The sequence below is a fragment of the Inquilinus limosus genome, from assembly GCF_051487185.1.
GTDB classification, from domain to species: Bacteria; Pseudomonadota; Alphaproteobacteria; order DSM-16000; family Inquilinaceae; genus Inquilinus; species Inquilinus limosus_F.
The window spans coordinates 42587-57868 of the sequence record NZ_JAHVDK010000035.1 but is presented as its reverse complement, the minus strand read 5'-3'; the positions used below and the strand labels follow the sequence as shown (position 1 = coordinate 57868).

At 64.4% G+C, this 15282-nt stretch carries 14 protein-coding genes; 6 read left to right on the top strand and 8 right to left on the bottom strand.

Translation table 11 applies throughout. The features are described from left to right. Positions 1–88 precede the first annotated feature (88 nt). Positions 89–958, top strand: coding sequence for a MurR/RpiR family transcriptional regulator (locus tag KXR53_RS30820; protein WP_437379443.1), 870 nt, complete (start codon positions 89–91; stop codon positions 956–958). Between the two features lie 4 nt (positions 959–962). Next, entirely contained in the window at positions 963–2261 is a 1299-nt protein-coding gene (locus tag KXR53_RS30815; RefSeq protein WP_437379442.1) for a hypothetical protein, read from the top strand. 238 nt (positions 2262–2499) lie between these two features. On the opposite strand, the gene KXR53_RS30810 is transcribed toward KXR53_RS30815, so the two are convergent. Genes KXR53_RS30810 through KXR53_RS30780 form a run of 7 tightly spaced genes read right to left on the bottom strand, consistent with a single transcriptional unit; the run spans position 2500 to position 9288 of the window. Further along, the gene (locus KXR53_RS30810; protein WP_437379441.1) at positions 2500–3171 is read right to left on the bottom strand and encodes an RraA family protein; all 672 of its coding nucleotides are present in this window, start codon (positions 3169–3171) and stop codon (positions 2500–2502) included. Between the two features lie 17 nt (positions 3172–3188). Continuing rightward, entirely contained in the window at positions 3189–4205 is a 1017-nt protein-coding gene (locus KXR53_RS30805; RefSeq protein WP_437379440.1) for a C-terminal binding protein, read from the bottom strand. A 17-nt stretch (positions 4206–4222) separates the two neighbouring features. Then, a complete protein-coding gene (locus KXR53_RS30800; protein WP_437379439.1) occupies positions 4223–4720 on the bottom strand; it encodes a lactoylglutathione lyase family protein in 498 nt (165 codons plus the stop codon). After that, positions 4717–5730, bottom strand: coding sequence for an ABC transporter permease (locus KXR53_RS30795; protein WP_437379438.1), 1014 nt, complete (start codon positions 5728–5730; stop codon positions 4717–4719). Before KXR53_RS30795 ends, KXR53_RS30800 begins: the two co-directional genes overlap by 4 nt. Beyond that, complete coding sequence (locus KXR53_RS30790; RefSeq protein WP_437379437.1) at positions 5727–7238, bottom strand: sugar ABC transporter ATP-binding protein; 1512 nt, start codon at positions 7236–7238, stop codon at positions 5727–5729. The genes KXR53_RS30795 and KXR53_RS30790 overlap by 4 nt, the downstream gene beginning before the upstream one ends. Positions 7239–7276: 38 nt before the next feature. Beyond that, entirely contained in the window at positions 7277–8314 is a 1038-nt protein-coding gene (locus tag KXR53_RS30785) for a sugar ABC transporter substrate-binding protein (RefSeq protein ID WP_437379436.1), read from the bottom strand. Positions 8315–8361: 47 nt separating this feature from the next. Continuing rightward, positions 8362–9288 carry an SMP-30/gluconolactonase/LRE family protein gene (locus KXR53_RS30780; RefSeq protein WP_437379435.1) on the bottom strand — a complete coding sequence of 309 codons (927 nt, stop codon included), beginning with the start codon at positions 9286–9288 and terminating at the stop codon, positions 8362–8364. Between the two features lie 109 nt (positions 9289–9397). Here KXR53_RS30780 and KXR53_RS30775 point away from each other — a divergent pair, with 109 nt between their 5' ends. The 4 genes from KXR53_RS30775 to KXR53_RS30760 are packed head-to-tail and all read left to right on the top strand — an operon-like array spanning position 9398 to position 13665. After that, positions 9398–10117 carry a GntR family transcriptional regulator gene (locus KXR53_RS30775; protein ID WP_437379434.1) on the top strand — a complete coding sequence of 240 codons (720 nt, stop codon included), beginning with the start codon at positions 9398–9400 and terminating at the stop codon, positions 10115–10117. 3 nt (positions 10118–10120) lie between these two features. Further along, the gene (locus KXR53_RS30770) at positions 10121–11650 is read left to right on the top strand and encodes a sugar ABC transporter ATP-binding protein (protein WP_437379433.1); all 1530 of its coding nucleotides are present in this window, start codon (positions 10121–10123) and stop codon (positions 11648–11650) included. Continuing rightward, complete coding sequence (locus tag KXR53_RS30765; protein ID WP_437379432.1) at positions 11634–12623, top strand: ABC transporter permease; 990 nt, start codon at positions 11634–11636, stop codon at positions 12621–12623. Before KXR53_RS30770 ends, KXR53_RS30765 begins: the two co-directional genes overlap by 17 nt. A 31-nt stretch (positions 12624–12654) precedes the next feature. Further along, positions 12655–13665 carry a substrate-binding domain-containing protein gene (locus KXR53_RS30760; protein WP_437379431.1) on the top strand — a complete coding sequence of 337 codons (1011 nt, stop codon included), beginning with the start codon at positions 12655–12657 and terminating at the stop codon, positions 13663–13665. Positions 13666–14130: 465 nt separating this feature from the next. Here the strand turns inward: KXR53_RS30760 and KXR53_RS30755 are convergent, their stop codons facing one another. Then, on the bottom strand, positions 14131–15210 hold the full coding sequence (locus KXR53_RS30755; protein ID WP_437379430.1) for an alcohol dehydrogenase catalytic domain-containing protein: 1080 nt from the start codon (positions 15208–15210) through the stop codon (positions 14131–14133). Positions 15211–15282 lie beyond the last annotated feature (72 nt).

The following is a 15282-nucleotide window of genomic DNA, read 5'->3' as shown; positions in this document are numbered from 1 at the left end:
AATGTTGTCGTTTTGGTTTGACTAATTTTTTTCAGACTCCAATGATCGCGTCATTCGATCACGAGCGTTGCTGGTGATGGCTACGTCAATGACGGTGCGCGAAACCATCAGGCAGGAAGTCCCGAACCTGACCGCCAGCGAGCGTAAGATCGCCAACGCGATCCTGGCCGACTATCCTTTCGGCGGACTGCAGACCATTGTCGAGCTTGCCGGCCGCACCGGCGTCAGCGCGCCCTCGATCACACGTTTTGTCAGCAAGATCGGGTTCGCTGGGTATCAGGAGTTTCAGCGTCAGCTCATCGGCGAGCTGCGGGAGGGGCGGCGCTCGCCCCTTGATCTCAAGGCCACGGAGGAGCTGCGAGATGGCGGCGAGTTCCTCAACGACTATGCCCACCGCGTCGCCGCACGCCTTCATGAAATGGCCGGCAGTGTCCCGCAGGCGCAGTTCGACCACGTGCTCGAGCTGGTGGCCGACCCAGCGCGTAACGTCTTCCTGCTGGGTGGGCGGATCAGCGACAGTATCGCTGCGTTCCTCGCCATCCACCTGACGCAGATCCGGCCCAAAGTGTCCCATCTTCCGGCAAACCCGGAGATTTGGCCCGATCATGTCCTGCGTATGCGCAGGCAGGACGTGCTCATCCTGTTCGATTTCCGGCGCTATCAGGCGGACCTTGCGCGGCTTGCGGAGATCGTGGCGACCAAGCGGCACTCCACGATCGTGCTGGTGACCGACAAATGGATGTCGCCGGTGGCACGGCACAGCGATATCGTGGTTGCGCTTCCAATCGAGAGTGGCACGGCGTGGGATACAGTGGTCTGCGCGATCGCCTTCGTAGAAGCGCTCATCGTGAAAGTGTCCGAGACGAATTGGCCGGCAACGCGCAAGCGGCTGGAGGATTGGGACCAGCTGCGCTTGGCTCCGCCCGGCGGCGATAGCGGGGGTAGGGATGATACGTGAGGAGATGATCATCGCCTGCTGCACGGACCTTGCCGGCAAGGTCCGGGGAAAGGCCTTTCCAGCCTGCCAGTTCGATGTGCGCCAGAAGCGCGGCGTCGGCTGGACGCCGACCAATGTCCAGATCACGTGCTTCGACGCCATCGCCGAGAGCCCGTTCGGCGCGCTCGGCGATCTCCTGCTGATCCCAGACGAAACGGCCCGCGTGCGCGTCGTGCTCGAGGATGACGGGACCGCCGAGCACTTCGTGCTGGGCGATATCAAGCACACCGACGGCAGGCCATGGGAGCTCTGCACGCGCTCGATCCTGAAGTCGGCACTCGAACGGCTCGAGCGCCTGACTGGACTGACGCTTTACGGCGCGTTCGAGCACGAATTCCAGTTCCGGAGCGGGCCGAGCCGGTTGGGTGAAGCCTACACGACCGCAGGATTCCGGAGGGCTCGGGAATTTGCCGAGACGCTGCTTGCGGCAACGCGCAGCGTCGGTCTGGAGCCCGATACCTTCATGAAGGAATACGGTTCCGGCCAATACGAGGTGACGACCGCGCCGGCGCATGGCGTCGCCATTGCCGATCAGGCGACCATCCTGCGCGAACTGGTGCGATTGGTGGGCGAAAGGTTAGAGCGGCCGGTGACCTTCACGCCGATCCGCGATCCCGCGAGCGTCGGTAACGGGGTGCACATCCATCTCAGCTTTCTCGATCGGGCAGGCAAGCCATCCACCTACGATCCAAATGGCGCGCACGGACTTGGTCGCCACGCCGGTCAGTTCGTCGCCGGGATTCTCAAATACCTCGACGCGATCATCGCCATTACGGCGCCGAGCGTCGTGTCCTATCTGCGGTTGACGCCGCATCGCTGGAGCGCGGCTTTCAACAATCTGGGCTTCCGTGACCGTGAAGCATCGGTGCGCATCTGCCCGGTGTCGGATCTCAGCGACATCGCCAAAGCGTCGCAGTTCAACTTCGAGTTCCGCGCCGGCGACGCCGCCGCCAGTCCGCATCTGCAGCTCGCGGCAATCGTCCATGCCGGCGCGCAGGGCATCGAAGAGGAGTTAGAAGCACCGCAGGCGACGCAAGAGGACCTTTCGCTGCTGGATGCAGGTGCCCTGCGCGCACGCGGCTATGTCCGTCTGCCGCAGACCTTGGATGAAGCACTCAATCGCTTCCGCTCCAACGCGGTCGTGACCAGTTGGTTCCCCGTGGGATTTGCTGATGTTTACGTCATGCATAAGAAAGGAGAGCAAGCCTATCTTGGGGAGCGAAACCACGAGGAGATTTGTGCCCTCTATGAGCAGGTCTATTGAGGCGCGACCACAGTCCCGCCGTGACTGAGATCCATAGCTTTGGCAGCCTGATAGCGGACGTCCAATCAACGTCTAGACCAGCCTTGAGCTGCCGATCGGTCGGGCCGGACTACACCGGACATATACAACGCCACCGCTATGAAATCCGTTAATCAAACGCGCACGATCTCGTCCGTCCTGAGTCTCTTGCTGTAGCAACCATGCTTTCGAACCCAAATTGCAGCCTCGCCTCGCCGCGCTAAATTCGTCCGAATTCTTTCAATAGGTCCTCGATCGCCTTGCCCTCGGCAACCCACTCGCGGGTACGCTGCTCGCGTTCCGCCTGTTCGCGCGCGAGCGCGACGACCTCTTCGGCACGCTCGGCGGGAACCACGGTGACACCGATCTCATCGGCAATGACGAAGTCGCCGGGATTGACGGTGACCCCGCCGCAGGCGATCGGCACGTTGATCGATAGTTCCTCCTTGCGCCCAGAGAACATGGTGTGCGTGCCCCGCGGCGTAATCGCCCGGGTCCAGATCGGCCAGCCGATATCCCGGAGTTCATCGATATCGCGGCCGGCGCCGTCGATGACCATCCCGCGGATCCCGCGGTTCTTCGCAAGACCGCCCATCAGGCCGCCGCAGACCGAGGTCTCGGTGTCGCCGCCCGCGTCGACAACGATGATGTCTCCCGGCTGGCCCACTTCCAGCGCCTTCAGCGGGTCAACAAGATCGCCCTTCGAGAGTTGCACCGTCAGAGCCTGACCTACCGCCTTGGCCGGAAAGCTCGGTTTTATCGCGCTCGCCATGACGCCCAGCCGGTACTGCACGTCGGCGAACACGCAAGAGGCGCTGTAGCACGCCGCGACGGCCTCGAACTGGCGCAGCAGCTCGGGACGCCGGGCAAAGTCATTGCATGCTTTCAACATCTGAGCCTTCCTTTCGGTCAGGCCGGTTTGGAATAGGAACCGTCGGCAAAGCGGATCCTGTTGACCGGATTGTGTGGCCGCTTGCCGGTCAAGACCCGCAGCACCTCCTGCGCGGCCACTTCGCGCGCCATGCGGATCGACTCTTCCGAGTAGTAGGCGCTGTGCGGAGTCATCAGCACGTTATCGAGTTCCGTCAGCGGATTGCCGGACGGATCCCATGCGCGCTGCTTGGCAGGCTCCTCCTCAAGATCATCAAGCCCGGCCGCAGCGATGTGCCCACTCTTGAGCGCCCGTGCCAGTGCGGCGTTGTCGATCGTTGGCCCGCGACCGGTATTCACGATGATCGCACCGCGCTTCATCCGGTCGAGTTCCGCCTCGCCCAGGAAATGGCGGGTCTCCGCCGTCATCGGCACCTGCATCATCAGATAGTCGGCCTGCGCGATCACCGTGTCGCGGTCGGCGCGCTCGACGCCATGCGCCGCCAACACAGCGTCGTCGACGTACGGGTCGTAGGCCAAGATCCTCAGGCCGAACGCCTTGGCGCGCGCGGCGATGGCCCGACCGATCCGGCCAAATGACACGATCCCCATGACGCGGCCATGCATGCGATGGATCGGTCGCCCCGACTTCCAGTGCCACGTTCCCGCGCGGCAGGCCCGGTCGTATTGCGGCAGCTTGCGCACCAGCGCCAGCAGCAGCGCCATCGCGTGATCCGCAACCTCCTCCGTGCAGTAGTCACGGACATTCGTGACCAGGATGTTGCGCGCGGTGGCCGCCTCCACATCGACGATATCGACGCCGACGCCATAGCGTGCGATGACCTTGCAGCGCTCCATCGCGGCAATGGTCGCAGCGCCCACGCGCGCATATTGGTTGATGACGGCGTGGCAGTCCCGCGCCTCCGGGATCAGCTCCTCCTCGGATTTCGCCTGAAGGCCGACCACGCGGATGCCGGCGGGTTCGAGGATGTTCCGCTCGACCTCGAGGTCGCCGAAATCATAATCGGAGATCACGACCTTTGGCTGGTCTGGCATGGCCCGCGCCGTTCGCCTTATTTCGCGTAAGCACCGGCCGAGTAGGTCAGTTCATAGGAGTGCGAGTAGATCTCGACGATGTTGCCCCACGGATCCTCGCAATAGACCATCCGATAAGGCTTCTCGCCCGGGAAATATTCGCGGATCGGCATTCGCTGCTTGCCACCGTTCTCCACGATCTTCCTGGCCAGCCCCTCAATATCGGGATCCGTGATGCAAAAATGAAAGATCCCGGTCTTCCAGTATTCGAGATTGTCTTCTGGCTTTGCGTTGTTGGGAAACTCGAACAGCTCGATGCCGATGCGATCGGCGGTCGCCAGGTGGCAGATGCGGAAGCTGGTCCAGTCCGGGCCGAACACGTCCGTGCACATGATGCCGATCGCGCTGTCGTCCTTGGTGATCGTGGTCGGCCGCATAACGGGGTAGAGGCCCAGGACCTGGGTGTACCATTTGAAGGCCGCATCCACGTCGGGAACCGACAGGCCGATGTGATTGAAGGATCTCGGATAAGTCATGGATGAGTCCTTTCCTCGCGTGGATTGGACGGTTGAGCAGCGGTGCGATTGTGTCCGGTAAACAGGTGCAGCATTCCCCCGATCTCCCGGCGCCACATATCGATGCCGACCGCCAGCAGAATGATGAGACCGATGATCACGTTCTGCAGCGACGTCGGCACGGCGTTGAGGTTGAGGCCGTTCTGGACGATGGTGATGGTGAGCGCGCCCAGCAATGTCGCCAGCACGTTGCCGCGCCCGCCTGCAAGGCTGGCGCCGCCGATCACTGCGGCCGCAATCGCCTGCAGCTCGAGCCCGGCGCCATAATTGGGCGAGCCCGAATTGAGCCGCGCCGCCATGAGCACGGCACCGATCGCGGCCATGAATCCCGCCACGGTGAACGCCAGGAGCTGCGTGCGCTTCACATTGATGCCCGACAGATGCGCTGCGCGCGGGTTGCCGCCGACCGCGTAGATCGAGCGGCCGAGCCGGGTCCAGCGCATCAGCCAGTGGGCGGCTGCGAAGAAGGCCAGCACGTAGAGGAACGGCAGCGGCAGGCCGAGAACCGATCCGTAGAACAGTCGCTCGAGCAATGGTGAGACATCGAATACAGGCGAGCCGTTGTTGAACATGAACGCGAGGCCGCGAAAGGCGCTAAGGCCCGCGAGCGTCGTGATGAAGGCCGGGATCCGCAGATACGCCGTCAGGATGCCGTTGAGCGCGCCGAGGATCACACCGAGCAGCAGTGTGGCGGCAACGCCGAGCCAAAGATCGATGCCGACGAACTTGACCAGAACCGCGAAAACCATGGTCAACAGCGCGATCGCCGAGCCCGGGCTGAGATCGATGCCGCCGGTGATGATCACGAGCGTCGAGCCGATCCCGACCAGCGCGACGATGCTGACCTGCAGGGCAAGATTCCGGAGATTGCCCGGGTCGACGAAGCGGTCGGTCGTCAGCGCGACCACGAGCGCCGCCAGCATCGTGGCTGCCAGAGGTCCGATCAGGGAATGGCCGAGACTGGCCTTCATGCCGCCGTCTCCCAGGATGAGCTGTCGGCGCTTTGCAGAAGATCACTCTTCGATACTTCGCTGGCAGGAAGGATGCGCGTGATGCGGCCCCGGCGCACGAGCGCGATACGGTCCGACATCGCCAGCAGCTCCTCGTCGTCCGAGGTGATGAGAATCACCGCCTTGCCGGCACGGGTGAGCTCGTTGATCAGGCGGTAGACCGCGATCTTTGCGCCGATATCGATGCCCTGCGTCGGCTCATCGAGGATGAAGACGTCGGCGCCACAATTCAGCCAACGCGCGACAATGATCTTCTGCTGATTGCCGCCGGACAGCAGCTCTACGGACTCTCGCTCCGCCGCCGGTGTGATGTGAAGCCGCTCGATCAACGCACGGCCGATCTGCCCCTCCGCCGCGAGATCGAGGCGAATCCCGCGCGATATGCCCCTCAGATTGGCGATCGTGATGTTGCGGGTGCCATCGAAGTTGGCAAACAGACCCTCGGCTTTCCGGTCCTCGCTGGCCAGCACCACGCCGGCCCTGATGGCATCGGACGGCGACCGGAAACGCACCGTTCGCCCGCGAACCCGCAGCCGGCCGCCGACCAATGGATCTATCCCGAAGAGCGCATGCGCAATTTCTGTCCGTTTGCAGCCGAGCACGCCGCCCAGCCCCAGCACCTCGCCGCGATAGAGCGTGAAGCTCGCATCGACGACGCCCGCATCCGTGCGCAGCTGCTCTGCCTCAAGCACCGGTTCGGGCGTGGCGTTGCGCTCCTTGGGATAGTGTTCCTTGACCTCCTCGCCCACCATCCGGCCGACGATCGGCCCGATTTCGATCCGGGTCTCTTCCGCCGTGCTGACGACCTTGCCGTTGCGCAGGATTGTGGCAACGTCGACCAGCGCCGTCACCTCGTCCAGGCGATGGGAGACGTACAGGATGGCGCAACCCGCCTGCCTGAGCCGCCGCAGCAGCGCGTGCAGATGGTCGATTTCCACTGGCCCCAGAGCGGCCGTCGGCTCATCCAGGATGAGCATGGAAGCGTCGAGGGCCATGGCCTTGGCGATCTCGACCAGCTGTTGCCGGGCAACCGGCAACTCGCCGACGACCGCGTCAGGTTCGATCGCCAGATCGAGCCTTGCGAGCACATGGCGCGCGCCTTCGCGCATCGCTGTCCAGGCAATGCGCCCGCCACGCCCGGGCCAGCGACCGAGATAGATGTTTTCCGCCACCGTCAGGCCGGGAATGAGCGAGAACTCCTGAAACACAGTGGCGATACCGAGCTCCCGGGCCCGCAAGGGGCTGGACAGCAGCACCTGTTGGCCGTGGCGGAGGATCGTGCCCGCGTCAGGCTTGTGGGCACCCGACAGGACTTTGATCAGTGTCGACTTGCCGCTGCCGTTCTCACCCAGGAGCCCATGGATCTCGCCACTGCGCAGCCGGATCGAGACATTATCGTTCGCGACCACACCCGGATAGGTCTTGCTGATGTTCCTGAGCTCCCAGACGATCTCGCCGCTGGCAGGCATCACCTACACTCCAACAGGTCGCCGCAAGGCCCCGTCCGTCAATACGCCATGGCCGGCTTGGGATAGAGTTTCTCCGGATGCTGCAGAATCGGCAGCACGTTGGACTTGTCGACGATCTGCGTCGGCGTTTCGACCCAGCCGCCGGGATACTTGCCGTCGAGCACATCGAGGGTGACCTGGAGCGCCACCTGTCCCATCACAAATGGCGACGTGTTGACCGTCGCCGTGATGCCGCCGGCCTTGATCTGCTCGAGCGCCGCCGTATCGCCGTCATTGCCGAGGAGGATGAGGCTGTCGCGGCCGAGCGCCTTGGCTGCGAGAGCCGCACCCATGATCATGTAGTCATTGGCGGCAAAGATAAGCTCGATCTCCGGATGGGACTGCAGCATGTCCATCCCTGCGGCGTTGCCGCCCTCGACGTTCCACTTGCCATCGAGGCTCGACACCACATCGAACGTCGATCCCTTGATCGCGTCGAGGAAGCCGCCGACACGTTCGGTCGAATGATAGCCAGGCTGGCCCTCGATGACGCCTACCTTCTTGGCGCCGCCGGCTGCCAGCGTGAGCGCATAGTCGCCGATCTTGTGCGTGCCCGCGCGCTGAGAGTAGCCGACAACCGCATGCACCGGTGTCGGGAACTTGGCGATATCCGAGTTGACGATAATGACCGCGATGCCCTTCTCGACCGCCCGCTTCACCAGCGGTGCTGCGGCATGCTCATCATGGGTCGATAGGATGATCGCGCTGACGTTCTGGCTGATCACATCCTGCAGCATGCCCATCTGGCCATTGATGTCGGCACCGCTTTGCGGGGCCAGCATGAAGGTCTCGACACCGCGTTCGGCGGCGAGCGCTTTGATGCCTTCCCCGATGGCGATGTAGTAGTTGAACTCCGTCGCCGGCGGCATGTAGGCGATCCGTGCCCCCTTCGAGCCTTTGAAGCCTGTCATCGGCGCCTGGGAACCTTCGGCGAGCGGCTTGGGCGCGGCGTAGTCCGCAGCCGAGGCTGGCCCAGCCACAAAGGCGAGCAGCATCAGGCCGAGCCCGGCGAACAGCTTCTTCCGATCAAACTCCATGTGCGTTCTCCCTGGCTGACGTGCAGCTCTTGTCGTTGATGCAGCGGTCATCCCGCGAATTTGGCGTCCGGCAGACCGCGCACGCCCGGCTTGCAGGCGAAGAGGGCGCCGGACAGCGGCTCGGCGGCGATCTGCGCGGGGCTCATCAGGTACCGGGCGGTGGTGATATAGAGCGTCTCGAGATCTGCGCCGCCAAATGTGACGCAGGTCGGATTGAGGACCGGCACCTCCAGGACGCGGTCGATCCGCCCATCCGGTGCGTAGCGAACCACGCGCCGGCCATTCCATTGCGCGTTCCAGATGAACCCCTCTGCATCAACGCAGGAGCCGTCAGGCATGCCGGGCTGGTCATCGAACCGCGCGATCGTGCGGCGCTTGCCCAGCGTGCCGTCGGATGGCGAATAGTCGAATGCCCAGATCTCCCCGGCCGGCGTGTCGGCGAAATACATCATCCGGCCATCCGGGCTGAAGCAGGTGCCGTTGGCGCATGTCACCTTGCTGAGAAGCCTGGTCACGTGGAGATCGGGATCGAGCCGTACAACCGAAGAGACGGCCTTGCCCTCGACCTCGTCGAAGCCGCCGGCGATGAGCCGTCCTTGTCGATCGGTGCGACCGTCATTCAATCGCGTGTGCGGCAGCTCCGGCTCGAACGGCGCTATGTCATCGCGCTGGCCGGTCCCTGGATCGAAGAAAGCGAAGCCGCTGGCGAATGCGACGACGAGCCCGCCTCCTTCGCGCGGGGCCAAGCAGCTGATCCGCTCCGGCACCGCAATGCTGCCGACATCACCCGAGGTTGGCTCGAGGATCCAGAGCCGTTTCTGCTCGATGTCGGTCCAGTAGAGACGCTGCTTCTCGCTGTCCCACACCAGCCCTTCGCCAAGGGTGTTTCCGCAATCGACGACGAGTTCGACGTCCGCCACCAGCGCGTCCTCCGGGATGCCGTCTGTGCCGCGGCTTGCCTCGTTGTCTAACATCTGATATGTCAGATATGAGCTGGAGTCAACCCAGGACGAGGACGGCTCGCACCCGCGCCTGCTCTCCGCGATAATGCGAGAACCTCCGGCAAGGACTGAAAGACCGCAGATGAAGCAGCTCGAACGGCCCCAGTCACTGACGGCAATGGCCGTCGATTCTTTGCGGCGCGCGATCATCAGCGGCGATCTCGGCCTCGGCGAGCAGCTTTCCGAAGGCACCCTCTCGCGCATGCTCGGCATCTCAAAGACCCCGGTGCGCGAGGCGTTGCAGCAGCTCCGGAACGAGGGTCTGGTGCGGATCATTCCGCAGACCGGCAGCTTCGTCTTCACGATGAGCGCGCATGAGGTTCACGAGCTCTGCGAGCTCAGATTGACGCTCGAAGAAGCGGCGCTCCACTTCGCCATTGAGCGCAACCGGGCGCCCTTCCTGAATGCGCTGAAGCGCATTGTCAGCGACATGGAGGATGCCCAGGAGCGCGGAGACATCCGTGCCTATCTCGCGCTCGATACCGAATATCACGCGCAATTCTTCGATTTCTGCGGCAACAGCTATATGGCTGAGGCCTATAGCCGTATCGTCGGCAAGGTCGCCGCGCTCAGAACACATCTGGCGGCGCGGCCGAGCCATACCAAGAAATCGATGGTCGAGCATCGCGCGATCGTAAAGGCGATCGACGACGGCGAGGACGAGATGCTGCGCGACATTCTCCATCGCCATATCGGCCGGACGAAGAAGTCCTACGCCGAAAACATCGATGACATCGCCCAGGCCGATCGCGCCTTCGACGCGAACCGGCCGCGGTCCAAACAGCTCGTCGCCGTGCGCTGAACCATGCCCGCCGCTCCGCTCCTCGAAATCCAGGACGTGAGCAAGGCATTCGCCGGAACCCAGGCGCTGTCGCGCGTTTCCTTCATCCTTGATGCCGGAGAGGTCCACGCTCTGGTCGGCGAGAACGGCGCCGGCAAGTCGACCCTCATGAACATTGTCGCCGGAGTTCTTCAGCCGGACGAGGGCAGCATTCGCGTGGCCGGCGAGGCAGTCACGATCGACACGCCCCGGCGGGCCCAAGCACTGGGGATCGGAATCGTGTTCCAGGAGCTCAGCCTGGTCGAATCCCTGAGCGTCGCCGAGAACATCTTCGTCAACCGCGTGCCGACGCGCGGCGGGCTCGTCGACTGGCGCCGTCTGGAAGAACGAACCCGCGCAATTCTCGCGCCCTTCGGCCTGGACGTCGATCCTTGGGCGGCGGTGGCCGATCTGCCGCTCAGCCAGCGGCAGCTGGTGGAGTTTGCCAAGGCCCTGTCGCTCGACGTACGGGTCTTGATCCTGGACGAGCCGACCTCGGCGCTGCCGCCCGATGAAGTCGAGGCGCTGTTCGCGGTCATTCGGCAGCTGCGCGCTCAGGGGATCGGCGTGATCTACATCAGCCACCAATTGGCCGAGATCTTCGCCATTGCCGACCGCGTGACAGTGCTGCGCGACGGGCATGTCATCAGCACAAGATCGATCAGCGCCTGCGATATGGATGGGATCATCCGCGCCATGGTCGGCCGCGACATCGAAGCAGTGCCCACGCGGTCCCGCACCGACACCGGGGCGGCGCTCCTCGAAGCGAGAGGATTGGCGCGCACCAATGTTTTCGAAACGGTCGACCTCACGTTGCGTGCTGGCGAGATCGTCGGTCTTGCCGGGCTCATGGGCGCGCATCGCAGCGAGCTTGGTCGCGCCCTCGCCGGCGCCTTGCGGGCCACCTCCGGCGAAATTCGTGTCGGCTCCGAGCCTGTCCGTCTGACCGATGTCCGAACCGCGCTGCGCCATGGCATCGCCTATCTCACCGACGAGCGCAAGAGCGACGGCCTGTTTCTGGAGATGTCGATCGCGGACAACATCATCGCTCCCGCCCTGCATCGTTTCTCGCGCTTCGGGCTGGTCGAAGCCCATTCCGCCCTCAATGTCGCCCAGGAGCGGATGACTCGGCTGCGCATCAAGGCGGCGGGTGCCCACCAGGCCGTTGGTCAGCTGAGCGGCGGGAATCAGCAGAAGGTCCTGCTGGCGAAGATGCTGGAATCGGCCCCGCGCGTCCTTGTGATCGACGAACCAAGCAAGGGCGTCGATGTCGGCACCAAACAGGAGATTCATGCCCTCCTACGCGAGCTGGCCGACGCCGGTGCCGCCCTGCTCGTCATCTCCTCGGATCTCCCTGAGCTGCTGGCGCTCTGCGACCGCATCCTGGTGATGCGAGAGGGACAGATCGCCGGCGCGCTCGATCGAAGCGAAGCGACGGAAGAGACAATCCTGGCGATGGCCACCGGCTCACCGCCCGTAAACGCCAGCGAGCGACTCCATGAGCCTCACGCATAGCGACCGGCGCACCTCGGAGACGAGGATTCTCGCACTCGGACGGCGGGTGCTCGCAAAGCGAGAAGCAACCTTGGCGGTCCTGATTCTCGTCATCGTATTGGTGATGTCGCAGGCGACGCCGCACTTTCTCACCATGGCGAATTTCCGAGCCATGACGATCGGCCTCTCTCCTACCGCGATCATTGCCATCGGCATGACGATCCTCCTGGTCTCCGGCGGCTTCGATCTTTCGGTCGGATCGGTCCTGGCACTTTGCAGCACGTCCGTCGCCCTGATGATCGCAGGCGGCCTGCCGATTGCCGTTTCGGTCGTCTGCGCACTTGTCATCGGGGCTCTCATCGGCCTCGCCAACGGGCTCATCGTCACGCGGCTCGGCGTGAACCCGTTGGTTGCGACGCTCGGGACGATGTCGGTGGCGCGCGGAGTGGCCCTCGTGCTCACCGAAGGGTTTTCGGTCAGCAACCTGCCGGCCGCCTTCGGCTATATCGGCGGGACCAACTGGCTGGGATTTCCGGCGATCGTGTGGATCACCCTGGCGCTGGTCGTGCTCGGTGATCTGGCTCTCCGGCACACGCGCTACCTGCGCCAGGCCTACTATATCGGCGGCAACGAGAAGGCGGCGCGGCTCTCCGGCATCCCGGTCGACGCTGTGCGCTGCGCTGCCTATGTCCTGACGGCCCTCCTCGCGGCCCTTGCCGGGATTCTGCTTGCGTCTCGCCTGATGAGCGGCACGCCGACGGCCGGCGCCGCGCTGGAGCTCCAGGTGCTGGCGGCTGCCGTGATCGGCGGCGCCTCTCTGCGCGGTGGCGAGGGGACCGTGTTGGGGTCGTTCTTTGGGGTCATCTTCGTGGCGCTGATCAACAACGCCATGACCATGCTGGCGGTGTCGATCTATTGGCAGATGATCGTCACCGGATGCGTCCTCATCGTCGCCGTGGCGATCGACATGCTGCTGCGGCGACGGCGATCGTGAGGTTCAAAAAACTGAACCCAGGGAGGAAGAAATGACCGATCAGATCAAGCTTGCCCGGCGGGACGCCTTTAGGGCCGCTTCCGGCACGGCGGCACTCCTGGCGCTGGGCGGCCTGGTGTCACCTGCGCTTTCGCGCGAGGCGCTGGCAGCAGGCGAAGGAAAGGAATACGTGTTCCTGTCGATCGTGACCCAGGTGCCGTTTTGGGTCGATCATCGCAAGGCGCTCGAGGATGTGCAGACTGTCCTGGGCGTCAGGACCAGCTTCACCGGACCGCTCGACTTCGACACCGCTGCGCAGGCCCGGCAACTGGATGAGCTGGTGGCGCGCCAGCCAGCCGGGATCCTGATCTTCCCCGGCGATGCCGACGCCATGAGGCCCGGCATAAAGCGTGCAACCGAAGCCGGCATCCCAGTCGCCACCATCATCGGCGACGTGCCGGATTCGGGACGCGCGGTCAATCTCGGCATCAGCAGCTTTGAGGCCGGCCGGGTTGGTGGCGAGATGCTGGCGCAGGCGATTGGCGGCAAGGGCAAGGTCCTGCTCGGCACCTTCCCCGCACCTGCAGTCCTGGAGCGCGTCGAGGGCTACAAAGCCCACTTCAAGGAGAAGTATCCGGAGATCGAAGTCGCCGAGGTCGTCAATGACAGGGCCGACCCCTCCTATGCGCCCACTGCGTATGCGCAAGCGCTGCAGGCACATCCGGACGTGGTCGGGATCGGCGGCACCGATGGCGACAGCGGCAAGGGCGCAGCGATCGCCGTGCGCGAGGCGGGTCTGGAAGGCAAAGTGAAGATCGTCGCCATGGATCGCAACGACGACATGTTGCCGTTCATCGAGGACGGCACGATCGTTGGCGCCGTGGCGCAGAAATCCTACGCCGAAGCGTACCTCGCGGTGCATCTGCTGCACTGGCTCAACACCGGTGCGATGAAAGTCGTGCCTGATTGGAAGGCCGCCGGTGTCAATCCGCTGCCGGAAAGGATCATCACCGGTGTGATGCCGATCAATCGCGGCAATGTCGGGCAGTTCAAGCACGCGTGACAAGGGCTTCTGGGGTGGAGCCAGGTGAACAATTGCTGCGGCGTGAGCCCGTAGCGGGCGTCGGGCTCATCCCGGAATACTCGATCGATTATCCCGGCGTGGTGGCCCGCAAATGCGTCGACCAGAGTTCTGGCGCGACGTCTCCCTCATGACCATCGGCAGATGCCGGCACTCCCTCGCGATCGGCGTGCCGGTACGGGAAGCGATGCGCGTGCGATGGCTGCGCAAGGAACCGCCGGTGCTTCAGGGCTCGGCCACGGTGGCACAGGCGTGAGCCGCTCTAGTGCCTCGACCAGCACAGGTGGCGCAGGCCTCCGCGGCCGGCGGGCAGCATGACGGTAAACAGCAGAAGCCCCGCCTTTTTGGGCGGGGCTCTGGATCAGACGTCGATGTGGATGGAGTTATGACAAAGTTGGTTGCGGGGACACGCAACCATTTACGACCACGTACGCCCGAGCACTCTCTTCACCCATTTTGCTGTTTCGAGTTCATCTGCCGCGTTGTGCCTTCCACCCCGCCGAGGTCGAGCACCAGCCGGCCGGCGACCTGTCCCCGTCGCAGCCGCGCCAGCGCCTCATTCACCTGCTCGATCGGCACCGTCTCGACCGTCGCGGCGACCAGACCGCGCGTCGCGAAATCCACCGCCTCCTGCAGGTCCTGGCGGGTGCCAACATTGGAGCCGCGGATCGACTTCTCCCAGTTGGAGATGGCGGCGATCGACAGCCGGATTGCATCCCGCTCACCGCCCGGGAGGCCAATGAAGACAGCGGTGCCGCCGGGCCGGATCAGGGCCAGGCTCTGCTCGAAGGCGGCCGGCGCCGGGGCGGTGACGATCGCGGCCGCGGCGCCGCCGCCGGTCAGGGCCGTGACCGCCGCGGTGGCGTCGGGCCCGGCCTCGGCCACCGCCTCGGCGCCGAGCCGCCGTGCCAGCTCGAGCTTGGCCGGATCGACGTCGAGCACGATCGGGCGCAAGCCCATGGCGCGGGCATATTGCACGGCGACATGCCCGAGGCCGCCGGCGCCGACGATGACGACGAAGTCCCCTGCCCGCGCCTCGCTGCGCCGGAGGCCACGATAAGTGGTGACCCCGGCGCACAGGATCGGGGCGATTCGGACGAGGTCGACGCCGTCGGGGATAAGGCCGACGAACTCTGCCCGCGCCACCATGTATTCGGCATAGCCGCCATCGCGGCTGAAGCCGGTGGCGCTGCCCTCCGGGCAGATCGTCTCCATCCCCGCCCGGCACCAGGCGCAGCGCCCGCAGGCGCCGGCCATCCAAGGGACGCCGACGGCGGCGCCGAGCGCTGGCCGGTCGACGCCCGGGCCGTGCGCCACGACATGGCCCGTTACCTCATGGCCGGGGATCAGCGGCATCCTCGGCGGCTCGCCCCAGTCGCCGTCGACCGCGTGCAGGTCGGAATGGCAGACGCCGCAGGCGGCGATCCGGATTAGGATCTCGCCCGGACCCGACTCCGGCACCGGACCCGTTCCGATCTCCAGCGGCTCCCCGACCCGGCGCAGCAATGCCCGACGCATCAACGGCATTCCGGCTTCCCCCTCAGCAGCTCAGTTATTTGAATATTCAATAATCTGAAATTACGGTACAGGGAATAAATC